Genomic DNA, 20,049 nt, shown 5'->3' with positions numbered 1-20,049 from the left:
GCGCTGATTCGCACGCGTCCTAAGCGCCGATCAGTCGTTCGCTGACGTCCCAGAGGCGGGCCGCCACCTCTGGGTCCACGGCGTAGGGCAGGACGCCGGGGATCTCGGCGCCGGCCCGCCAGGCGGCCTCGCCCGCGGAGGTCACCAGCGGGCTGATGTCGCTGTTCTCGCAGTAGACCCCGCCCAGCCCGGCCAGCCGCGGGCTCGTCGCGCACCAGACGCCGGTGGCCGCTCCCTGCGGCACGGTCTTCAGCTGCCGGGCCGCGTCCCGGACGGGCCGGCCCTCGGCGTCCACGGCACCGGCCGCGCGGATCGCCTCGGCCGGGAGGTGCTTGGCGAGTCCGGTGTCGATGATGGTGCCCGGGTGCACCGAGAACGCCCGGACGCCCTCACCCTGTCCGCGCCGGTCCAGCTCCACGGCGAAGAGCGCGTTGGCCGTCTTCGACTGGCCGTAGGCGACGAACGGCTCGTAGTCCCGGTGCTCGAAATGCAGGTCGTCGATCGACGCCGGCGAAGCGGATGCCCCGCGAGGACACCGACACGACCCGCGCGCCGCCGGCCGCGGCCAGCGCCGGCCACAGGCGCTGCACCAGCTGGAAGTGGCCCAGGTGGTTGGTGGCGAACTGCACCTCGTATCCGCGCGCGTCCCGGGTCAGAGGGGTCGCCATGATCCCGGCACTGTCGACCAGGATGTGCAGCGGACGTCCGGAGGCCAGGAACTTCTCCGCGAAGGTGTCGATCGAGGCCGGGTCCAGCAGGTCCAGATGTGCGACCTCGGCCCCGGGCACGTCCCTCAGCGCGGCCCGCGCCCGCTCCTCGTCGCGTGCCGGTACTACGACCTCGGCGCCAGCGGAGCGCAGGACGCGCGCCGTCTCCAGGCCGATGCCGGAGTAGCCGCCGGGGCCGGCGGGGCGTGGGCGATCCGGCTGCACGGGCGCGACAAGCTCAAGGTCAACGCCGTGGTGCGGGGCGCCTGTCTGCTGGTCCGCGAGGACGGCGGGGAGCCGCTGAAACTGACCGAGGGGGACGTCGTCGTCTCCGACGGGAGGCAGCCGTACGTGCTGTGCGGCGAACTCGGCGTCGATCCGCTGAACTCCCGCGATGTGACCGTCGACCCCGCGACCCGTACAGCACAGCTGGGTGAGGGCGAGGACGTCGTCTGCATCTCCGGGCACATCGACCTCAGCAGGGACAGCGGCGAACTGCTGCGCCGGGCGCTGCCCGAGCTGGTCCACGTGGGCGCCGACGCGGCCGAGGCGCCGATGCTGCGCCGGCTGACCGGGCAGCCGGCCGACGAGGTGCGGACCCGCCGGGCCGGCGGGGAGTTCGCCGCGGACCAGCTCGCCCGGCTGATGTTCGTCCAGGTCCTGCGGGTCTGCCTCACCGACGCCGCGGGTCTGCCGCCCGGGTGGCTGTGCGCCCTGGCCGACGAACGGCTCGCCCCGGCCCTGCGCCTGATGCACGGCGACCCGGGGCACCCCTGGCGGCTGGAGGAGCCGGCCCGGGCCGCCGCGATGTCCCGCACCAGCTTCGCCGTACGGTTCAAGGAGGCGGCCGGGGTGCCGCCGCTGACGTACCTGCTCGACTGGCGCATGAGCATGGCCGCCCGCGCCCTGCGGCAGTTCACGGTCCCGGTCGCGGCGCTCGCCCGCTCCGTGGGCTACACCTCCGAGAGCGCCTTCAGCAACGCCTTCAAACGGGCGGTCGGCGTCGCACCCCGCCGCTACCGCGAGACCGCTGGGAACTGAGGCGCTCCTCCAGGCGCACGGTCACCGTGTCGCCCTCTCCCTTGCCGATGGCCGTGCGGAGGTCGGCCTTGACCGGCAGTTTGTGCGTGCCGTCCCCGAGGGCCATGAAGGAGCTGCGGAAGGGGTGTCCGTCGATGGTGCCGCGGACCTTGACCAGTCCGCGGGTGCCGAAGAACGCGACGCTCCTCGGCCAGACGAGATAGGTCCAGCCGCCCTCGTTCGGGCTCTTGATCAGGACGGCCGTGAACTCCACGTCGAGGTGTGCGGTCGTGGTCATGGCGGGTTCCTCCGCTCGCGGTGGTCGGTTACAGGAGAGACCACCGCGGGCGGCGAAACTCATCGCGCCCCTCAGGCCCCGGGGGGCACCCGGTCCAGAAAGCCGAGCACGGCGCGGATGCGGCCGTCCTCGGCCAGGGTGATCACGTCGAAGCCGGCCACGGGCGCCGAGCCGTCCGGGGCGACCAGCTCCCAGGAGAAGCGCGCCGTGTCGTGGTGGCCGTCCACGGTGCCGCCCGGCCGGAAGGTGAAACCGGGGAACTGCTCGTGGGCCGCGGCGATCACGGCCGCGATCTGCTCGTGCCCGGCGACGTCGGCGAGCGGATCCGTGTAGCTGCCGTCGGCGGTCCAGGCGGCGGCCACCGCCTTGGTCAGCTCCTCGGGCTCGGCCGCGTTCCAGGCCTCGAAGTAACGGGCGACGGCGTTCTCGTAACGATCGGTGTTCGCGGACATGGCGGATCAGCCTCCATCGAGACGGTCGTTGCTGGTCAGGTCCCGGATTCGCGCTCCGGCGACCCGGTAGGGCAACCATGCCCGCGGTGCCGCGCGCCGTCGATTACTCCTCGGGTAATGGGGGCCGTCACGGAGGTGCTCGCAGGATTTCGGCCAACTGCCCCTGTGAATATGCCAGGAGAGTGGCCGGAAAGTCGTGGTGACTCTGTTTCAGCGGTGAACATACTCAACAGTCAAGGGGCTTCACGGCGAGCGAAGAAGCGATCACGCACAGCACATGATCGCGCGAAAACTGCACATGAGTCGCACCGAAAGCGAGGACGGCCGACAGTCGAACGAGCAACGGGGGAGCGGACGTGCACGACGAGTTCTTATGCCACGTGACGGCGTACGGCACCTGCGCAGGACAGCGGATCGGCGTGCCGCTCGGGTCCTACCGGGCCCCCACCCTCGCCCTCGCCCTGTGGTGGCTGCGGGACCGTGCGAACTGGATCGCCGACCGTCTCGACCCCCAGCCCGAGGCCGAGCACTTCCCGCCGAGCTCGCTCGTCCCCGTCGCCGGAAGCGTCCCCGACGTGCCGGCCGTGCTGCGGTCATGGTGCGCCGACGACGATCAACAGGAGCTGGTGGCCGAGCAGTTGGCCGCCGGGCGGCTGGTGCGGATCGCCATGAACGACGACACCACCGAGTACGAACTCCTCGCGGAGTCGGTCGACGCCCTCCGCATGCAGCGCACCATCCCGGCACTCTTCCTGCCGGTCGGCTGACCGCCGGAGACGCCCGCCGCGCCGGGCGCGTATCAGGGTGAATCGGTAGAATCCTGGTCATGGCAGAGCGGTCTTTCGCGCCGACTGCGCCCGAACTCGTCCTGGAGACCGATGCGGGCTCCACGGTGATGAGCCCGGCCCGTGACTACCACGTCGGACGCGACCCCCTGAGCGACATCGTCATCGACGACGTACGGGTCTCGTGGCACCACGCGGTGCTGCGCCCGGACGCCGACCACTGGACCCTCGAGGACGAGAACAGCACCAACGGCACCTTCACCGACGGCCGCCGTGTCCACGAGTGGGGCGTGGGCCCCGGCAGCGTGATCCACTTCGGCAACCCCGCCGACGGCCCGTGCGCCGTGCTGACCAGCCCTGCGCCGAGACCCCCGGAGCGCCCGTCGGCGGTCTCCATGCCCGGACTGACCGCCACCTACCGCCGCCCCACCACCGTCCGCCCGCTGCCCACCCGCACCGTCCACATCGGGCGCGCAGCCGAGAACGACCTCGTCATCGACGACCTGATCGTCTCGCGCCGGCACGCCGAACTGCGCGCCCTGCCCGACGGGACGTACGAGATCGCCGACCTGGGCAGCCACAACGGCACCTTCCTCAACGGCTCGCCCGTCACCGCCGCGCCCGTCGGCCCCGGCGACATCGTCGGCATCGGCCACTCGGCGTTCTGCCTCGTCGGCGACCAGCTCCAGGAGTACGTCGACACCGGCGAGGTCTCCCTCGACGTGCAGGACCTCACCGTCGCCGTCGACCGCGGCCGTAAGACCCTGCTCGACCACGTGTCGTTCCCGGTGGGGGAGAAGTGCCTGCTCGCGGTCGTCGGCCCGAGCGGCGCCGGCAAGTCCACACTGCTGAACGCCCTGACCGGCCAGCGCCCCGCCGACCACGGCACGGTGCTCTACGACGGCCGCGACCTCTACCGCGACTACGCCGAGCTGCGCCAGCGCATCGGCCTCGTCCCGCAGGACGACATCCTGCACGCCCAGCTGACCGTCCGCAGCGCCCTGTCCTACGCCGCCGAACTGCGCTTCCCGCAGGACACCGCCAAGGCCGAGCGCCGGGCCCGGGTCGAGGAGGTCATCCGCGAACTGGGCCTGGACCAGCGGGCCGGACAGCATGTGCACAGCCTCTCCGGCGGGCAGCGCAAGCGGGTCAGCGTGGCCCTGGAGCTGCTGACCAAGCCCTCGCTGCTCTTCCTCGACGAGCCGACCTCGGGCCTGGACCCCGGGATGGACCGCTCGGTGATGCACATGCTGCGCGGCCTCGCCGACGACGGCCGAACCGTCGTCGTGGTCACCCACAGCGTCCTGAGCCTCGACGTGTGCGACCGGCTCCTCGTGCTCGCACCCGGCGGCACCATCGCCTACTACGGCCCGCCCGACGAAGCCCTCGCCTTCTTCGGCTTCGAGCACTGGCCGGAGGCCTTCGAGTCCTTCGAACGGGACCGCGACCGCGACTGGGCGGGCGACTTCCGCCACTCGCCCTCGCACCGGCGCTACGTCGCCGACGCGACGGCACAGCCCCGCGTGCCCGACTCCGGCCCGGTGGCCGTCACCCCGCCGCCCCGGCCCCGCAGCCGCGGCGCCCAACTCGGCACGCTGGTGCGCCGCTATGCCGCGGCGCTCAGCGCCGACCGCACCTTCCTCGCCATCATGATCGCCCTGCCGTTCGTGATGGGCGCCATGGCCCGCGCCCTGGCCGGCAGCAGACTGACCCAGACGACCGCGATGAACGCCCTGCTCATCCTGTGTGTCGGCGGCGTCCTCACCGGCGCGGCCAACGCCGTGCGCGAGCTCGTCAAGGAACGCACCATCTACCAGCGCGAGCGGGCCGTTGGCCTGTCCAGATCGGCGTACCTGATGTCGAAGGTCGTCGTCCTGGGCGCGATCACCGTCCTCCAGGCCGTGGTGCTCACCCTGGTCGCCCTGCTGGGTGTCGACCTCAACGCACCCGGCGGCGAGGGCGTGTTGATGCCGCCCCTTGTTGAAATCACCGTCGCCGTGGCCCTGCTGGCCTTCACGGCGATGATGCTCGGCCTGCTCGTCTCCGCGCTGGTACGCAAGGAAGAGGTGACGATGCCGCTGCTCGTGCTGCTGGCCATCGTCCAAGTCGTCTTCTGCGGCGCCCTGTTGAAGCTTCACGGCGTGCCCGGTCTGGAGCAGCTGTCGTGGCTGGTGCCCTCGCGGTGGGCGCTCGGCGCGATGGCGGGCACCGTCGGACTGGCCCGGATCGTGCCCGGCGACCTGACCGGCGACCCGCTGTTCAGGCACTCGGCCGGGGTGTGGCTGCTGAACATCGCCATGCTGGTGGTGCTCTCGGTGCTCTTCGGGTTCCTGGTCTCCCGGCTGCTGCGCCGGCACGAACCCGTCGTGATGCGGAAGTAGGCCCCAGCGATGACGAACCCCGGCTTCCGGCCCACCCACGTCGTCCCCCGGCACGGCATGCCCGCCTGGGAGGCCCCCGACCCCGGCCGCCCCACGGTCCCGCTCGACCCGCTGCTGCCCGTGCAGCTCGCCGAGCGGCGCGGCGACTGGGCGCACGTGGTGTGTTCCAACGGCTGGTCGGCGTGGGTCGACGGCCGCCACCTGGTCGCCGTGCCCCAGGACCCGCCCGCCACCGGCGGCCCCCAGGCCCGCACCGCCGACCCACGCCCCCTGCTCGCCCGCACCGAACAGAACCTCGCGCGCTACCGGGCCGCCGTGGAGGAACGCGCCGGCGGCACCCTCGACGGCGAGTCCTTCCGCGGCCGTACGCGGGGACTGCGCGTCGGGATAGTCGTCGACGGCGAGAACGTCTGGCTGTACGACACCGAGCAGGGCCGATGGGTCTACGGCGACGGGACGCGCGCGGGCACCTACGCCACGGACGACGACGCACCGGGCGCGGCGGCCCCGGACGGCGGCCACGCACCCACCCAGGTCGTGACACCCGATGGTCCGTGACGCGAGCGTCTTCGCGGGCCGCCCCTCCGACCTGATCGGCCGGCAGGTGGCGGGCTACCGCATCGAGCGCGAGATCGGGCGCGGCGGCATGGCCGTCGTCTACCGCGCCCAGGACCTGCGCCTGGAGCGGACCGTCGCCCTCAAGCTGCTCGCCCCCGAACTCGCCCGCAACGACACCTTCCGGCTCCGCTTCACCCACGAGTCCCGGGCGGCCGCCGCCATCGACCACCCGCACATCGTGCCGGTCTTCGAGGCGGGCGAGACGGACGGCGTCCTCTACATCGCCATGCGCTACGTCGAGGGCAGCGACCTGCGCCACCTCCTCGACCGGCGCGGCCCGCTCGCTCCCGAGGTCGCGCTGCGCATCGCCGCGCAGGTCGCCTCCGCGCTCGACGCGGCGCACGAGCACGGCCTCGTCCACCGGGACGTGAAACCCGGCAACATCCTGGTCGCCCGCGGCACCGACAGCGACCACCCCGAGCACGCCTACCTCACCGACTTCGGCCTGACGAAGAAGTCGCTGTCGCTGACCGGCTTCACCTCCGTCGGCCAGTTCGTCGGCACCCTCGACTACGTGGCCCCGGAGCAGATCTCCGGGCGGCCCGTCGACGGACGCTGCGACGTCTACGGCTTCGGCTGCGTCGTCTACGAGTCCCTGGCCGGCCGCCCGCCCTTCCGGCGCGACGACGACATGGCCCTGCTCTGGGCCCACCAGTACGACCAGCCGCCCCCGCTGACGGAGTTCCGGCCCGACCTGGCCCCCGAGGCCGATGCCGTGTTCATCAGGGCGCTGGCCAAGAGCCCGGACGAGCGCCACGACTCCTGCCGAGCGTTCGTCACCGCCCTGCGCACGGCCATGACGGGCATCCCGCCGACCGATCACCCGCCGACCGAGGTGGACCTGCAGCTCCCGCACGCGAGCGAGGACGGGCCCGAGCCGCCGCCGCGCTGGGCCGAGCCGGTCTTCCGGAACCGGCTCTAGGGGGCCCTCACGCGTCGTCCCCGACCCCGGTCTCGCCCCGCCGCCGTACCGGTCTCGCCAGCAGGGCGCCGAGGAAGCCGGTCACCAGGCCCCACAGCAGGGCGAAGCCCAGCGCGGTCCACACCTCGGGCTTCAGGAACAGCTCACCGGACAGACCACCGCCCAGGTCCCCGATACCGAGCAGCGACAGCCCGTAGTGGGCGGAGATCCGGCCCACGAGGCAGATCATGAGGACGGTCAGCGCGAGGGCGACCGCCATGTGCAGGGCGTGCTGCCAGGCCCGTATGCGGGCCGGGGAGCGGGCGGCCATCGAGAAGGCCGAGGCCAGCACCAGTACCGCGTCGACCACCAGGAGCCACCACACCCGGCCGTCGTAGTGGGCCAGGGTGTGCAGATTGAGCGTGGAGACGTCCTTGGTCCGCAGCACCTCGTCGAGGACGTGCGGCAGGGGCAGCCCGAACGGTCCTTGCACCCGGCCGGTCCAGGTGGCGCCGAGGCCGAGCGTGAGCGCGAGCCAGGCCAGGTTCGGCAGGCCCAGCAGGATCACCGCGAGAGTCTCCGCGGCGTGCCCGCGGGTCGCCGCGACGATCAATGCGATCACGACGCCCACGGCGACGAACGCGAGCAGCAGGGCCACCATCGCGTACGCGGCCGGCCGCACCGACTCCTGGAACCGCAGCAGCCGCCCCGGCAGCGGCGCCGCGGGGGAGACCAGCAGGGCCAGCACCAGCACACCGGCCAGCCACAGGACACCGAAGAGCACGGTCAGCGGCACATCGGTGGTGAACCCCACCTTCGGAGACAGGCCGAACACGTCGCCGAGGTCGCTGAGGGCCCCGCTGCCGAGGGACACCGCGAAGGTCTGACGGGCGGCGAAGGCCATGCCGAGCAGCGCGAGCACCCACAGCACCGCGATCCTGCCGGCCCAGCCGGCGAGTTCCGGGGCGCCGGCCACCGCCCGGTGCCGCAGCGGGCGCAGGAATCCCGCCGCCAGGACGAGGGCTCCCGCCAGCGTGACGGACAGCGGCATCACCGTGATCCCGGCCGCGGACTCGGCCAGCGCACCCGCGTTCCCGGACAGCTCGATCGTGCCGCCGACCGCCGTGACCACCGTCGCCGTGACGACCCGGGGGAACGCGCCGTCCGGCAGACCTCCCGCTCCGGCCGCCAACAACCCCAGGGCGGCGATGCCCCACATGGCGATCAGCGCGGCCAGCACCGCGCCGAGGGCCTGCGGCCAGCCATGGCGGGCGACGTCCGGGGAGGGGGTTCGCGGGCTCACGCTCGCCACGCTAAGCAGCGCCCGCCCGCCCCGCCCGCCGGGAGGTCCGTCCGCGTCGGCTTGCGAGCGGCAAGGGGACCCGACACACAATGGGTTCGAAAGGTAATAAAGCGGCTCATCTCGGATCATGCCGCACGAAAGCCGCGTCGGGAGAGCTCGTGAGCGTCGAACCGCCGTCCTCCGGCCGCCCCACAGGGCCACCGTCCGGCCCGCTCTCGGGCCCGTCCGAGCCACCGTCGGGCCCGCCGTCGCAGCCGCCGGGCAGCAGTGGCGGCTCCGGCAGCGAGGGCGATGGCAGTGATGGCGCCGGCAGCGGCGGCGGCACGCCCTCGCCGCCGCCCCGCCGCCCCTGGTGGAAGTCCGCGCCACGCCTCGCCGTCCTCGCCACCGCGGTGGTCGCCGCCGTGGTCCTGGCCGTGCTGCTCACCCGGCCCGACGGCTCAGGGCAGGGCGGGGAGCTCTTCCTCCAGGCCGCGGGCAAGTCCGGCCCGGAGCCGTTCACGCGATCCACGGCCGAGAACAGCTCCGCCTCGCCCGTCTCCGCCTCCCCGGCCACCGGCTCGGCCCCCGCGAACGCGGTACGCCAGGTCGACGGCGGCGCGCCCGGACTCTACGGCGGCACACGCAACCTCTCCAGCTGCGACGTCGAGCAGCAGATCAAGGCACTGGGAGCGGACCCGGCGAAGAACAAGGCGTTCGCCTCGGTCGAGGGCATCACCCTGGCCAAGGTCCCCGCCTACCTGCGCGCCCTCACCCCCGTACAGCTGCGCATGGACACCCGCGTCACCAACCACGGCTACCGCAACGGGGCCGCCACCGGCTACCAGGCGGTCCTTGAGGCGGGCACGGCCGTCCTCGTCGACGGCCGCGGCGTGCCCCGCGTGCGCTGTGCCTGTGGCAACCCGCTGACCCCGCCGGTCGCCCTGAAGACCACACCGAAGACCACCGGTGACACCTGGCCGTCGTACCGCCCCTCGAACGTCGTCGTGGTCGCCCCCGCCCCGCAGATCATCGACGTCTTCGTCCTCTACGACCCCGGCCACGGCGAGTGGATCGCCCGGCACCGGGGTGATACGGGCCACCACGACCACCGCACCCGGCCCCCTGCGAAGCCCTCTCCGTCGGTGAGCGAGTCCACGCCGACGGCGCCCTCGTCGCCGTCGTCCCCGTCCGGGTGCGGCTCCTCGCCGGGAACGGACAACGGCCCAACTCCCTGTCCCGCCACGTCGACAGCCCCGTCCGGGTCCTCCTCGGCACCGAGCTCCGAGCCGCCTTCCTCCGCGCCCGTCACGAGTCCTCCGGACACTCCCGCAACCTCTTCCGCACCACCGGCGTCCTGAGCCTTGGGGGACACAACGGCCGGAAGGGGGACTGCGGGACGCGCCTCGGGGTACGAGCATGTTGCAGCAGCGTCCGGCCTGGCCGGCTTCCGAGAGAGACATGCATGATCGAGCACGTGGGCGGGGCAGTGATACCGACTGGTTTCGACGTGCCCGTCGAACCGCTGCGGCGGGCGGCGCACTACACCGGCGAACAGGGATGTATCGCCGAGGCACGTTCCTTCACCGCGCACTTCGTGGACCAGCTCAGGACCGAGTGGTGCGCAAGGATCGAGGACCGTGCCGTCGAGGAGGTGCTGCTCGTCGTGAGCGAGCTCGTCACCAACGCCGACCGGCACAGCAACGGCCCGTACATCCTCGAACTCGAGGGCACGGACGCGTCGCTCAGCATCTGGGTCTACGACAGCAGTGCGGCTCTTCCGCGGCGCTACCCGCGCGATCCCGAGCGCGTCGGCCGGCACGGACTGGAGATCGTGCACGCCCTGGCCGAACGCGTCACCGTGGAACGGGTCCCGGTCGGCAAGCGGGTGTGCGCGGTGGTGAAGCTGATCCGCGGGTGACCGCCGAGGCGCCTGCGCCCACGACTGCGGCGGTCACGTCCGCCAGTGCCGCCCTCAGGCGCAACCGAGTTCGCCCAGCATCCCCTCGCGCAGTCGCGTGATGATCCGCTTGATCAGCCGCGACACATGCATCTGCGAGCAGCCGAGATGTTCGCCGATCTCCGCCTGCGTGGCCTCCTCCACGAACCGCATGTGGATGATCTGCCGGTCCCGGTCGTCGAGTTCCGCCATGAGCGGGGCGAGCGACTGGAAGTCCTCGACGAGCCGCAGCCCGTCCTCCTCCACGCCGATGAAGTCGGCGAGCACCGCCTCGCCGTTCTCGGGGCCGTCGCCGGTGAGCGCGGCGTCCAGAGAGGACGAGTTGTAGCCGTTGGAGGCGATCTGTGCCTCGACGACCTCGTTCTCCGGGATGTTCATCAAGGTGGCGAGTTCGGGGACCGTGGGGTCGCGGTCCAGCCGGCTGGCCAGCTCCTCGCGCGCCTTGGCCAGTTCGACCCGCAGCTCCTGAAGCCGCCGCGGCACGTGCACGGCCCAGGTGGTGTCACGGAAGAAGCGCTTCATCTCGCCGACGATGTACGGGAGCGCGAACGAGGTGAACTCGACCTCGCGGGACAACTCGAACCGGTCGATCGCCTTGATCAGGCCGATCATCCCCGTCTGGACGACGTCCTCCATGTCGTCGCCGCGCCCCCGGAAGCGTCCGGCGGCGAACCGCACCAGCGACATGTTCATCTCGATCAGGGTGTTGCGCGCGTACTGGTACTCGTGTGTGCCCTCTTCGAGTTCACTCAGGCGCTGGAAGAACTGCCGGGACAGTGCCCGCGCGTCACGCGGCGCCACGGCCCTCGGTTCTTCGATCCCCGGCAGTGGTCCATCACCCGTGCTGGTCCTGGCGGCCCCCACGACCACCTTGGCGTCCGACCGTTCCACGGCGGTGTCCATTCCCTCTCCCACGAAGTCACGGTGTCAACATCTGTCCGCATCTGTCCACATCGAGTGTTTCTGCGTCTGATGCTTCGTGGAGCGGGTACCCGGCAACCGCCGAAGCATGCCCTCGGAGGCCCCGTCGGCTCAAATCGAACGACGGGGGCGGTTGTTGGTCACCTGCGGTCACCGAAAAGTCACTCTTGGATACGTTCGGCCACGATCAGTTCGTGGAGATAGCGCTTGGTGATGCTCCCGCCGTGCCGTGAGTCGATCAGCTCGCGCAGGCAGCTCAGCAGGCCTCGCCGGGACCTCTCGTCCAGTGCGCGGTGGCCCGAGTAGGTGAGCAGGACGTCGATGTACTGGTCGGTGGTGTAGGGGATGTCCTGGGTGTGCCGGGTCGCCACGACGTGTTCGAAGAACGGGGAGTCCTCCAGCTCCCCGGTGCCCGACGGGATCTCGGACGCCGGCCGCAGACGCAGGCCCGGTGGTGTGTCCGGATCCCAGCGCTCGTAGCAGCGCTGGGCCCGCGCGAAGAACTCCACGCTGCCGCCCGCGACATGCTCCGTGAGGACGAGGGCGAGATGCCCGCCGGGGCGCAGTGCACGTGCCGCCTTGACCAGCCGTACGGCCGGGTCGACCCAGTGGAATGCGGTGGCGCTCACCACCAGGTCGAACGGCTCGGCGGGCAGGTCCCAGCTCTCGAACTCCGCCACCCGCACGTCCACGCGCGGGAAGGCTGCCAGCCGCCGCCGGGCCACGCCCGCCATCGCGTCACCCAGCTCGACCGCGGTGATGCGGCAGCCCCACTCCGCCAGCGCAAGGGTGAGCTGGCCGGTGCCAGGCCCGATCTCCAGGACGCGGCTGTCCGGACCGAGTCCGGCCGCGCGGGCCAGCTCGCCGACCAGGGCACGGGGGTACCGCGGACGTGCCCGGTCGTACCGCTCGGCATCCTCGTTGAACGTCTCCCGCAACGCCGTCACCGCATCCTCCGCCCTTCGCGATTCCACCCAGGGCAGAATGCCGATCTCTTCCCATCGGGGCGACGGAATTTAGGCTGGACAGGTGAGCAGCCAAGCGCCGAACGAAGCCCGAGTCATCGAGCTGCGCCCCTCGCAGGGTGCGCGCCCCGTCGCCTCTCCTCCTGAGCACCGGCCGCCCAGAGAGCCCCTCTGGCGCGACCTGGTCGGCGACGTCCTGCGGCGCGAACGCCTCGCCCAGGAACGCACCTTGAAGGACGTGGCGGACGAGGCCCGCATCTCCATGCCGTACCTCTCCGAGGTGGAGCGGGGCCGCAAGGAGGCCTCGTCGGAGGTCCTCGCGGCCGCCGCCCACGCCCTGGGCCTCGGCCTGGGCGACCTGCTGTCCCAGGTCCAGGGCGAACTCGTCCGGATCAGCAGCCGCAGCCACCGCCCCAACCACAGCCGGACCAGCTCTACTTCGCGGAACAACGGACTGTGCCTGGTGGCCTGACGGGCCTTTGGAGCCGGCGTCTCAGACCGTTACCAGACGGCGGCTCACCACCTCGTCCGCCAGGCCGTACGTCACCGCCTCCTGCGCCGTGAAGACCTTGTCGCGGTCCATGTCCGCGCGCAGGGTCGCGATGTCGTGGTGGGTGTGGCGGGCGAGCACCTCCTCGACCTGGGAGCGGATCCGGACCATCTCCTTGGCCTGGAGGGCGAGATCGGAGACCGTCCCCTGCCGGCCGCCGCTGGCCGGCTGCCCGAGCAGCACGCGTGCGTGCTCCAGCACGAACCGCCGTCCCGGATCGCCGCCGGCCAGCAGCACGGCCGCCGTGGAGGCCGCCTGGCCGACGCAGAACGTCGAGATCGGCGCCTGCACGAACGCCATCGTGTCGTAGATCGCCATCAGTGAAGTGAACGATCCACCGGGGGAGTTGATGTAGATCGCGATCTCGCTCTCGGGAGCCGCCGACTCCAGATGGAGGAGTTGCGCGATGACGACGTTGGCGACGCCGTCGTCGATCTCGGTGCCGAGGAAGATGATCCGCTCGGACAGCAGCCGGCTGAAGACGTCCGCCGAGCGCTCGCCGTGCGCGGTCCGCTCCGTGACGTACGGAATCGTGTAGTTCCCCATGTCAGAGCCCCATCCGTCGCTTCGTGGCGGTCGGGCGGACGTCCGCGAGGGAATCCACGACCCGGTCCACCATGCCGTACTCCACGGCCTCCTCGGCCGTGAACCAGCGGTCGCGGTCGCCGTCGCGTGAGATGGTCTCCGGGCTCTGGCCGGTGTGATCGGCGGTGATCCGCTCGATGGTCCGCTTGGTGTGCTCCAGGTTCTCGGCCTGGATCTCGATGTCCGCGGTGGTGCCGCCGATCCCCGCCGACGGCTGGTGCATCATGATCCGGGCATTCGGCAGCGCGTACCGCTTGCCCGCCGCGCCGACGCTCAGCAGGAACTGGCCCATGCTCGCGGCGAAGCCCATCGCGAGGGTCGAGACGTCGTTCGGGATCAGCCGCATCGTGTCGTAGATCGCCAGGCCCGCGTGCACCGAACCGCCGGGGCTGTTGACGTACAGGCTGATGTCGGTGCGCGGGTCCTCGGCGGACAGCAGGAGCAGCTGTGCGCAGACCCGGTTCGCGGACACCTCGTCGACCTGGGTGCCGAGGAACACGATGCGCTGGCCGAGGAGTTGGGCCGCGAGATGGTCGTCGAACCGGCTGGGCGCGGTGTCGCCCTCCTCCGCGCGGGGCGAGAAGGCGGTGAGTGGGGTCATGGTCTCTCCTGTCGAGCGTCGGGCGGTGTTGCCGTCGACTCCACTCTTGGCCCGCCCGCGCCCGCCGATGCGGTTTCTCTGCCCGCGGCAGATTCGCCACGGGCAGAGCCCCGCCGTCGGCCCCGCGCGGATCCGGTGTCAGTCCTTCTTGCGCAGTTGCCGGAAGAACGCCCGCACGTCGCCGACCAGCAGGTCCGGCTCCTCCATCGCCGCGAAGTGCCCGCCGCGGTCGAACTCCGTCCACCGCACCAGGTTCTCGGTCCGCTCCGCCTTGTGCCGCAGCGGGAGCTGCGGCTCGGCCGGGAAGACGGCGAGCGCGGTGGGTGCGGCGGAGGGCTCGGTGGGCAGGGCCTGGCGGCCCGTGGCGTGCGCTCGCTCGTAGTAGATGCGGGCGGCGGAACCGGCCGTCCCGGTCAGCCAGTACAGCATCACGTTGGTGAGCATCCGGTCCCGGTCGACGGCCTCCTCGGGCAGCAGCTGCGAGTCCGTCCACTCCTGGAACTTCTCGACGATCCAGGCGAGTTGGCCGACGGGCGAGTCGGCCAGCGCGTACGCCAGGGTCTGCGGGCGGGTGGACTGCAGGATCGCGTAGCCGGTGCCCTCCCGCGACCACTCGCTCCAGCGCCGCCACGACAGCAGTGCCCGCTCCTGCTCCTCCGTGCCGAGCTCGTCCAGCTCCTCCGGCGTCGGCTCGGTGAGCTGCTGCCCGCCCGGCAGCAGATTGAGATGTACGCCGATCACCCGGTCGGGATGCGCCCGCCCGAGTTCGCGGGAGATCGCGGCGCCCCAGTCGCCGCCCTGCGCCCCGAACCGCTCGTAGCCGAGCCGCCGCATCAGCTCGGCCCAGGCGTCGGCGACCCTGCCCGCCTCCCAGCCGGTGTCCGCGGGCGGCCCGGACAGCCCGAACCCGGGGATGCTCGGTACGACGAGGTGGAAGGCGTCGGCCGGGTCGCCGCCGTGTGCCGCGGGGTGGGTGAGCGGCCCGGTCACGTCCAGGAACTCCACGATCGAGCCGGGCCAGCCGTGCGTGATGATCAGCGGGGTGGCGTCTGGCTCGGGGGAGCGGATGTGGGCGAAGTGGATGTTCGAGCCGTCGATGGTGGTGGTGAACTGCGGCAGCCGGTTGAGCTCCGCCTCGGCGGCCCGCCAGTCGTAGGAGTGACGCCAGTACGTGACGAGCTCACGCAGGTAGTCGCCGGGCACGCCGTACGACCACCCCGTGCCGGGCAGTTCGTCGGGCAGGCGGGTGCGGTCGAGGCGGTGCTGGAGATCGTCGAGGGTGCTCTGCGGGATGTCGAGGCGGAAGGGCCGGATGCCGGCGGAGGGCTCTGCGTTCTCTGCCGTACCGGCAGGCGAAGACGTCATGTACGGAGCGTAGTTCCGGTAGCGCCAGGGCCATCCGGATTAATCAGACGTCCCACCGATGAGTTCCGCGGCAAGGATCAGTCGGTACAGGTGACCGCGTTCCGCGCCCCCAGGAGGAGAACACATGACCACCGACGGATTCACCACGTGCCTCTGGTTCGACGGACAGGCCGAGGAAGCCGCCCACTACTACGTCTCGGTCTTCAAGAACTCCAGCATCGGCAGGGTGTCCCACTACACCGAGGGCGCCATGCAGCCGGCCGGCACGGTGCTGACCGTCGAGTTCACGGTCAACGGCCACAAGTTCGTCGCCCTGAACGGCGGCCCCCAGTTCAAGTTCACCGAGGCGATCTCCTTCCAGATGTTCTGCCAGAACCAGGAGGAGATCGACTACTACTGGACCAAGCTCACCGAGGGCGGCGGCGAGCCCGGCCCCTGCGGCTGGCTCAAGGACCGCTACGGCGTGTCCTGGCAGGTCATCCCCGAGCTGCTGGACGAGATGATCAGCGACCCCGACACGGCGAAGTCGTCGCGCGCGATGCAGGCGATGCTGTCCATGGGCAAGCTCGACATCGCGACCCTGGAGAAGGCGTACGCGGGCGAGTGACGCCCTGCCCCCGCACCGGTGTAACGGCCGGTCCGCCTCCGTGTGGCGGGCGGACCGGCCGTGTCCGCCCGCGTGTTAGGCGGAGGACGCCTGAGCCAGCGCCGCCACCTCGGCGGCGCTCAGCGCCTTGCCGTACACCCTGAAGTCGTCGACCGAGCCCTTGAGATACGGGTCGGCGTACTGCGACCTGCCGACGTACCCGGCGCGGATGTGGTTGCCGAAGTGACGCGGCTCCACGGTGACGTTCGCGTTGCGGCCCGCCTCGGCGCCGTCGACGTAGAGGACGGCGGTCCCGCCGCCGTAGGTCACCGCCACGTGCACCCAGCGGTCGGTGGGCAACGGGTCGGCGTCGATGCGCTGTTCTGCGCCCGCGCCGCCCGCGGTGATCGCGTACCGCAGCGTGCCGTCGCCGCTGAGCGGGGTCAGGAACAGGTTGGCGGTGACGCCGGTGCCGAGGTCGAAGATCCGGCTCCAGGCGCCCGGCCTGCCGTCCAGGCGTACCCATGCGGTGAGGGAGTAGGCGGAGGCTCCGGCCAACAGGTCCTCTGCGAGGGCGACATGGCCGTCCGTCCCGTCCAGTGCCACCGCTGCGCCGAGTTTCCCGGACGCCGACCACGAGGCGCCGCCGCCCAGTTGGGCATTCCTGCCGTTGCCGGTCGCGTCCGCGGCGACGGTGCCGGACGTCTCGTCGAAGCGGTGCCAGGCGGCGAACTCCGGGGGTAGGGGAGGGGGTTCGCCGGTGAGCCAGTACACCGAGTAGTGCTGGTGGTGGACGCGGGCGATGGGGAGCAGGGTCACTTCCTCGCCGTCGGCGCGGGCGGTGAAGCGCAGCGGGGCGGCGGACTGCTGCTCGACGGAGCCGGCGTCGAGGCGGGGCAGCCAGGGGTTCGCCCGGTCGCCGTAGGCGCCCGCGAGCACCACCGGGCCGTGCAGCACCGCCTGGACGTCGGGGTCGTCGGGGGTCGCCTCGACGACGGTGCGCATCGGCAGGGAGACCTCGATCCGGTCGCCGGTGCGCCAGTTGCGGTCGAGGGTGAGCCGGCTGCCCGGAGCGGGACGGTCGGGCAGGGCACGGCCGTTGAGGGTGGCGCGGGCGCCCGAGGCCCAGGAGGGGATGCGGATCCGCAGACGGTGGGCGGCGCGCCCGGCGGTCACCGTCAGCGTCGTGGTGGAGGCGTCGGGGAAGCCGGTGGTCTGCCGCCAGGTGATGCCCCGCTCGCGCCAGACGACCTGCGAGGGGACGAAGAGGTTGACCAGGAGATCGCGGTCGCCGTGCGTGTAGATCGTGTCGGCGAACTTGGCGTGCGTCTCCATGCCCGTGCCGTGGTCGCAGGAGAAGTTGTCGTAGTCGGTGGAGTAGGCGTTCGGGTCCGTGCCCATGAAGGACGGCTGGCGTTTGAAGGAGCCCGGTGCCAATCCGGTGTAGTAGATGTTGAAGCCGTGCGCGGAGTCCGGGTCCTGCTCGCCCAGCATCTGGTTGAACAGGGTGCGCTCGTAGTGGTCGAGCAACTCGGTGCGCTCGGGCGTGTGGAAGTGCAGCAGCCGGGTCAGCTTCAGCATGTTGTAGCTGTTGCAGTTCTCGCAGGTGCTGTCGGACAACTGGCCCGCCACGACGTCCGGTTCGTGGAAGGCCTCGCCGTTGCTGTTGCCGCCGATGACGTACGAGTGGTGGCCGGTGACGATCTGCCAGAAGTTCGCGGCGATCGTGCGGTAGCGCTCGGGCAGGCCTTCCTCCCACAGCCGCAGCGCGCCCACCATCTTCGGGATCTGCGTGTTGGCGTGCAGACCGGCGAGCCGGTCCTCGCCCCGGGCCAGCGGGTCGAAGACCCGGGCGTGCGTGAAGCGCTCCGCGACGTCCAGCCACCGGGTGTCACCGGTGAGGGCGTGGAGATCGGCGAGCACGTCGTTCATCCCGCCGAACTCGGTCTCCAGCACCCGCTGCATCTGCTCGTACGACAGCGTCGAGGTGCGCGCGTCGACCCACTGCGCCTGCTGGAGCACCACGTCCAGGGCCTGGTCGTTCCCGGACAGCCGGTACTGCTCGACCAGTCCGGCCATGATCTTGTGGATCGTGTAGTACGGCGCCCACACCCCGGTCCCGGCCTCCAGCCGGTCGAAGAAACTCTCCGGATAGGCGGACAGATAGCCCTTGTCGAAGCCCGCGGCCGGTGAGGCGGCCTGGCACTTGGCGAGTTCGGCCACGAGCGTGCGGCCCTTGTCGCGCAGCGCCGTCTCGCCGGTGTTGGCGTGAGCGAGGGCGAGTCCGGAGAGCAGATGGCCGGTGGAGTGGCCGCGCAGCTCGACGTCCGGTCCCTCCCAGCCGCCGCACGGCTGGGCGTCGCTGGGCAGCCCGACGTTGGTGCGGAAGGTGTGCAGCAGCCGGTCGAGGTCGACGAAGCGCAGATAGGCCGAGTTGCGTCGCTGGTTGTCCCGGAACGGACTGTCCAGCAAGGTCACCGCGGTGAGCGGGAACGGCTGTACCCGGGGCGTGGCGGACGGGGCGGTTCCGGCGGCGGCGTACGCCGGCCCCGGGCCGGTGAGGGCGAGGGCCGCCGAGGCGGTGCCGGTGACCGCGAGGAACTGGCGTCTGCCGAGGGGTGGGGTCATGACCAAAATCCTTCGCATGTCGGAGAGCTGAGGCGGCGGTGTCCCTCCGCCCGCCCAATCCTGTTCGAAATGCCGAATGTTGTGCGACATGCTGTGCGCAGGACACGCTAGGCGTCCGCCGTGTGATGTCAACAGCGCCTGGAGGGGCGGCAGACCGCGCGGGGCCCGCGCCGTCGCCGCCGCCGACCGGACCCGGCAGCCCACCGTGGTGCGCCGGCGTCTCATCGTCGAGGCGGCCGTCCCGCTGATCGCCGAGCCCGGCCACACATCGGTCGGCGTGCGCGACGTGGCCGCCGCCGGGAGGCCTTCGCCCGCGGCCAGGCCCAGCGGTACCAGGCCTGGCACCGGCAGATCCACGACCTGGCCGAACGGGGCGTCGCCGACGGGGAGTTCGCCTCCCGCGACCTCGACGGCTTCACGGTGCGCTTCGCCGCCCTCGCCGACGGACTGGCCCTGCAACGGCTGCGCCAGGCGCACCCGTTGAGCACCGAGGAAGCCCGCCGTCACCTCAACAGGCTCATCGAGCGCGAACTCGTTCCGCGATCGTCTGCGTGATCGCGCGGGCGATCCGCAGGATGCCGGGGGAGCGCGCCGGGCACGGCCTCGGCGTGGGGGTGGTCGGCGCCAGGCAGAAGTGCAGGTAGTCCTTGCCGTAGTGGAGTGCGGTGCGGTCGCGGCCCGGCTCGGTGCAGTAGCCGTCGTGCTGATGCTCGTAGGCGGTGCACGGCAGGTCCTGGGCCCAGGTGTAGCGGGCCCCGGCCGGGCTCACCGTGGCACCCGCGTCGGAGACGATGTCGCCCGAGGCGGCGGCCTGTTGCTCGTACATCCCGTTCACCCGCCGGACCCGGTCGGGCGTGATCGGGTCCGGTCCCTGGAGCACCCACACGATCTTCGGGCGCCGGCTGCCGCCCGCGTCGGCGATCTGCTCCGTGAGCCGGCGCAGGTCGGCGCGGTAGCGCGTGAAGTACCTCTGCTGCGAGGCGGCGTAGGTGATCCCGTCCATGCACCACGTGTAGCCCCACGCGTTGCCCCAGAACTGCAGCACCACGTAGTCGGGATGCCGGGCGCGCACCAGGGCCGCCGCCTTGTCCGCGTCCGGCACGAGGGAACGCTTCCCGGTGCCTTCCAGGTAGTCGCACAGCGTGGTTCCCGAGTACGGGGCGCTCGTGTACGTCGCCGCCAGGTCCGTGCGGAGCTGCCGGCCGAGGACGTTCTGGGCCTCCATCGCGAGGGAGTCCCCGAGATACAGCACCCGGGGCCTCACGGCCGGCCCGCTCGGGGAGGCTGGGGCCCGCTGATGGGTCGTCGTGGCGGACACCTGCGGCGGCGCGGGAGAGGGCGGCGCCGCCTCCGGCCCCGACGGGTCGCTGCAAGCGCCCAGCAGCAGCACTCCGCTCAGCAGCGACCCCACGATCCACGGCTTCCGCATACGGCGACTCCTGCA

22 protein-coding genes are annotated in these 20,049 nt (G+C 71.7%); 10 read left to right on the top strand and 12 right to left on the bottom strand.

Translation table 11 applies throughout. The features are described 5' to 3' along the window. Positions 1-19 precede the first annotated feature (19 nt). Together ACGFYN_RS10730 and ACGFYN_RS10725 are read right to left on the bottom strand one after the other, a co-directional pair. Complete coding sequence (locus ACGFYN_RS10730; RefSeq protein WP_393865429.1) at positions 20-418, bottom strand: hypothetical protein; 399 nt, start codon at positions 416-418, stop codon at positions 20-22. Next, complete coding sequence (locus ACGFYN_RS10725; RefSeq protein ID WP_393865806.1) at positions 390-860, bottom strand: SDR family NAD(P)-dependent oxidoreductase; 471 nt, start codon at positions 858-860, stop codon at positions 390-392. Before ACGFYN_RS10725 ends, ACGFYN_RS10730 begins: the two co-directional genes overlap by 29 nt. Between ACGFYN_RS10725 and ACGFYN_RS10720 the strand changes: the two genes are divergently transcribed. Next, the gene (locus ACGFYN_RS10720; RefSeq protein ID WP_393865428.1) at positions 765-1,748 is read left to right on the top strand and encodes an AraC family transcriptional regulator; all 984 of its coding nucleotides are present in this window, start codon (positions 765-767) and stop codon (positions 1,746-1,748) included. The genes ACGFYN_RS10725 and ACGFYN_RS10720 overlap by 96 nt on opposite strands. Here ACGFYN_RS10720 and ACGFYN_RS10715 read toward each other — a convergent pair. Together ACGFYN_RS10715 and ACGFYN_RS10710 are read right to left on the bottom strand one after the other, a co-directional pair. Beyond that, complete coding sequence (locus ACGFYN_RS10715) at positions 1,693-2,025, bottom strand: DUF1905 domain-containing protein (protein ID WP_393865427.1); 333 nt, start codon at positions 2,023-2,025, stop codon at positions 1,693-1,695. The two genes, ACGFYN_RS10720 and ACGFYN_RS10715, sit on opposite strands and share 56 nt — an antisense overlap. 71 nt (positions 2,026-2,096) lie before the next feature. Continuing rightward, positions 2,097-2,477 (bottom strand): nuclear transport factor 2 family protein, encoded by a 381-nt coding sequence (locus ACGFYN_RS10710; protein WP_393865426.1) that lies wholly within the window; start codon positions 2,475-2,477, stop codon positions 2,097-2,099. A gap of 356 nt (positions 2,478-2,833) precedes the next feature. Between ACGFYN_RS10710 and ACGFYN_RS10705 the strand changes: the two genes are divergently transcribed. From ACGFYN_RS10705 to ACGFYN_RS10690, 4 genes are read left to right on the top strand one after another with little or no spacing between them, the layout of a single operon-like run. Then, the gene (locus ACGFYN_RS10705; RefSeq protein WP_393865425.1) at positions 2,834-3,244 is read left to right on the top strand and encodes a hypothetical protein; all 411 of its coding nucleotides are present in this window, start codon (positions 2,834-2,836) and stop codon (positions 3,242-3,244) included. A gap of 59 nt (positions 3,245-3,303) precedes the next feature. Then, positions 3,304-5,643, top strand: a complete 2,340-nt coding sequence (locus ACGFYN_RS10700) for an FHA domain-containing protein (RefSeq protein WP_393865424.1) — start codon at positions 3,304-3,306, stop codon at positions 5,641-5,643. A gap of 9 nt (positions 5,644-5,652) precedes the next feature. After that, the gene (locus ACGFYN_RS10695; RefSeq protein ID WP_393865423.1) at positions 5,653-6,201 is read left to right on the top strand and encodes a hypothetical protein; all 549 of its coding nucleotides are present in this window, start codon (positions 5,653-5,655) and stop codon (positions 6,199-6,201) included. Continuing rightward, entirely contained in the window at positions 6,191-7,183 is a 993-nt protein-coding gene (locus tag ACGFYN_RS10690) for a serine/threonine-protein kinase (protein ID WP_393865422.1), read from the top strand. The genes ACGFYN_RS10695 and ACGFYN_RS10690 overlap by 11 nt, the downstream gene beginning before the upstream one ends. A gap of 7 nt (positions 7,184-7,190) precedes the next feature. On the opposite strand, the gene ACGFYN_RS10685 is transcribed toward ACGFYN_RS10690, so the two are convergent. Continuing rightward, positions 7,191-8,465: a streptophobe family protein gene (locus ACGFYN_RS10685; RefSeq protein WP_393865421.1), complete on the bottom strand. Its 1,275-nt coding sequence runs from the start codon at positions 8,463-8,465 to the stop codon at positions 7,191-7,193. 158 nt (positions 8,466-8,623) lie between these two features. On the opposite strand from ACGFYN_RS10685, the gene ACGFYN_RS10680 reads away from it, so the two are divergent. Further along, entirely contained in the window at positions 8,624-9,805 is a 1,182-nt protein-coding gene (locus ACGFYN_RS10680; protein ID WP_393865420.1) for a DUF6777 domain-containing protein, read from the top strand. Between the two features lie 104 nt (positions 9,806-9,909). Then, positions 9,910-10,365, top strand: a complete 456-nt coding sequence (locus ACGFYN_RS10675; RefSeq protein ID WP_393865419.1) for an ATP-binding protein — start codon at positions 9,910-9,912, stop codon at positions 10,363-10,365. 54 nt (positions 10,366-10,419) lie between these two features. Here the strand turns inward: ACGFYN_RS10675 and ACGFYN_RS10670 are convergent, their stop codons facing one another. Beyond that, complete coding sequence (locus ACGFYN_RS10670) at positions 10,420-11,307, bottom strand: RNA polymerase sigma factor SigF (protein WP_393865805.1); 888 nt, start codon at positions 11,305-11,307, stop codon at positions 10,420-10,422. Between the two features lie 179 nt (positions 11,308-11,486). Further along, the gene (locus ACGFYN_RS10665) at positions 11,487-12,308 is read right to left on the bottom strand and encodes a class I SAM-dependent methyltransferase (protein ID WP_393865804.1); all 822 of its coding nucleotides are present in this window, start codon (positions 12,306-12,308) and stop codon (positions 11,487-11,489) included. Between the two features lie 46 nt (positions 12,309-12,354). Here ACGFYN_RS10665 and ACGFYN_RS10660 point away from each other — a divergent pair, with 46 nt between their 5' ends. Continuing rightward, the gene (locus ACGFYN_RS10660; protein WP_393865418.1) at positions 12,355-12,762 is read left to right on the top strand and encodes a helix-turn-helix domain-containing protein; all 408 of its coding nucleotides are present in this window, start codon (positions 12,355-12,357) and stop codon (positions 12,760-12,762) included. A gap of 21 nt (positions 12,763-12,783) precedes the next feature. Here ACGFYN_RS10660 and ACGFYN_RS10655 read toward each other — a convergent pair whose 3' ends face one another. The 3 genes from ACGFYN_RS10655 to ACGFYN_RS10645 all read right to left on the bottom strand — a co-directional run bounded on the left by ACGFYN_RS10655 (position 12,784) and on the right by ACGFYN_RS10645 (position 15,391). Continuing rightward, positions 12,784-13,386 carry a ClpP family protease gene (locus tag ACGFYN_RS10655; protein ID WP_393865417.1) on the bottom strand — a complete coding sequence of 201 codons (603 nt, stop codon included), beginning with the start codon at positions 13,384-13,386 and terminating at the stop codon, positions 12,784-12,786. A 1-nt stretch (position 13,387) separates the two neighbouring features. Next, the gene (locus tag ACGFYN_RS10650) at positions 13,388-14,026 is read right to left on the bottom strand and encodes an ATP-dependent Clp protease proteolytic subunit (protein WP_393865416.1); all 639 of its coding nucleotides are present in this window, start codon (positions 14,024-14,026) and stop codon (positions 13,388-13,390) included. Between the two features lie 138 nt (positions 14,027-14,164). Next, positions 14,165-15,391 carry an epoxide hydrolase family protein gene (locus tag ACGFYN_RS10645; RefSeq protein WP_393865415.1) on the bottom strand — a complete coding sequence of 409 codons (1,227 nt, stop codon included), beginning with the start codon at positions 15,389-15,391 and terminating at the stop codon, positions 14,165-14,167. A 124-nt stretch (positions 15,392-15,515) separates the two neighbouring features. Here ACGFYN_RS10645 and ACGFYN_RS10640 point away from each other — a divergent pair, with 124 nt between their 5' ends. Continuing rightward, complete coding sequence (locus ACGFYN_RS10640; protein WP_393865414.1) at positions 15,516-15,998, top strand: VOC family protein; 483 nt, start codon at positions 15,516-15,518, stop codon at positions 15,996-15,998. A 75-nt stretch (positions 15,999-16,073) separates the two neighbouring features. Here the strand turns inward: ACGFYN_RS10640 and ACGFYN_RS10635 are convergent, their stop codons facing one another. Then, on the bottom strand, positions 16,074-18,605 hold the full coding sequence (locus ACGFYN_RS10635) for a beta-L-arabinofuranosidase domain-containing protein (protein ID WP_393865413.1): 2,532 nt from the start codon (positions 18,603-18,605) through the stop codon (positions 16,074-16,076). Positions 18,606-18,743: 138 nt separating this feature from the next. Between ACGFYN_RS10635 and ACGFYN_RS10630 the strand changes: the two genes are divergently transcribed. Then, on the top strand, positions 18,744-19,160 hold the full coding sequence (locus tag ACGFYN_RS10630; RefSeq protein ID WP_393865803.1) for a TetR family transcriptional regulator C-terminal domain-containing protein: 417 nt from the start codon (positions 18,744-18,746) through the stop codon (positions 19,158-19,160). Here the strand turns inward: ACGFYN_RS10630 and ACGFYN_RS10625 are convergent. Next, positions 19,123-20,034: an SGNH/GDSL hydrolase family protein gene (locus tag ACGFYN_RS10625; RefSeq protein WP_393865412.1), complete on the bottom strand. Its 912-nt coding sequence runs from the start codon at positions 20,032-20,034 to the stop codon at positions 19,123-19,125. The genes ACGFYN_RS10630 and ACGFYN_RS10625 overlap by 38 nt on opposite strands. Between the last annotated feature and the right edge of the window lie 15 nt (positions 20,035-20,049).

This window comes from Streptomyces sp. NPDC048419 (assembly GCF_043200415.1).
In the GTDB taxonomy this organism is placed as follows: Bacteria; Actinomycetota; Actinomycetes; order Streptomycetales; family Streptomycetaceae; genus Streptomyces.
The sequence above is the reverse complement of the archived record's forward strand: the minus strand, read 5'-3'. Positions and strand labels throughout refer to the sequence as shown.

Excerpts from the sequence above, each read along its gene's own strand:
- ACGFYN_RS10720 (WP_393865428.1), top strand. The coding sequence starts at position 765 with ATGTGCGACCTCGGCCCCGGGCACGTCCCTCAGCGCGGCCCGCGCCCG.
- ACGFYN_RS10715 (WP_393865427.1), bottom strand. The coding sequence starts at position 2,025 with ATGACCACGACCGCACACCTCGACGTGGAGTTCACGGCCGTCCTGATC.
- ACGFYN_RS10710 (WP_393865426.1), bottom strand. The coding sequence starts at position 2,477 with ATGTCCGCGAACACCGATCGTTACGAGAACGCCGTCGCCCGTTACTTC.
- ACGFYN_RS10700 (WP_393865424.1), top strand. The coding sequence starts at position 3,304 with ATGGCAGAGCGGTCTTTCGCGCCGACTGCGCCCGAACTCGTCCTGGAG.
- ACGFYN_RS10695 (WP_393865423.1), top strand. The coding sequence starts at position 5,653 with ATGACGAACCCCGGCTTCCGGCCCACCCACGTCGTCCCCCGGCACGGC.
- ACGFYN_RS10690 (WP_393865422.1), top strand. The coding sequence starts at position 6,191 with ATGGTCCGTGACGCGAGCGTCTTCGCGGGCCGCCCCTCCGACCTGATC.
- ACGFYN_RS10675 (WP_393865419.1), top strand. The coding sequence starts at position 9,910 with ATGATCGAGCACGTGGGCGGGGCAGTGATACCGACTGGTTTCGACGTG.
- ACGFYN_RS10670 (WP_393865805.1), bottom strand. The coding sequence starts at position 11,307 with ATGGACACCGCCGTGGAACGGTCGGACGCCAAGGTGGTCGTGGGGGCC.
- ACGFYN_RS10655 (WP_393865417.1), bottom strand. The coding sequence starts at position 13,386 with ATGGGGAACTACACGATTCCGTACGTCACGGAGCGGACCGCGCACGGC.
- ACGFYN_RS10650 (WP_393865416.1), bottom strand. The coding sequence starts at position 14,026 with ATGACCCCACTCACCGCCTTCTCGCCCCGCGCGGAGGAGGGCGACACC.
- ACGFYN_RS10645 (WP_393865415.1), bottom strand. The coding sequence starts at position 15,391 with ATGACGTCTTCGCCTGCCGGTACGGCAGAGAACGCAGAGCCCTCCGCC.
- ACGFYN_RS10640 (WP_393865414.1), top strand. The coding sequence starts at position 15,516 with ATGACCACCGACGGATTCACCACGTGCCTCTGGTTCGACGGACAGGCC.
- ACGFYN_RS10635 (WP_393865413.1), bottom strand. The coding sequence starts at position 18,605 with ATGACCCCACCCCTCGGCAGACGCCAGTTCCTCGCGGTCACCGGCACC.
- ACGFYN_RS10625 (WP_393865412.1), bottom strand. The coding sequence starts at position 20,034 with ATGCGGAAGCCGTGGATCGTGGGGTCGCTGCTGAGCGGAGTGCTGCTG.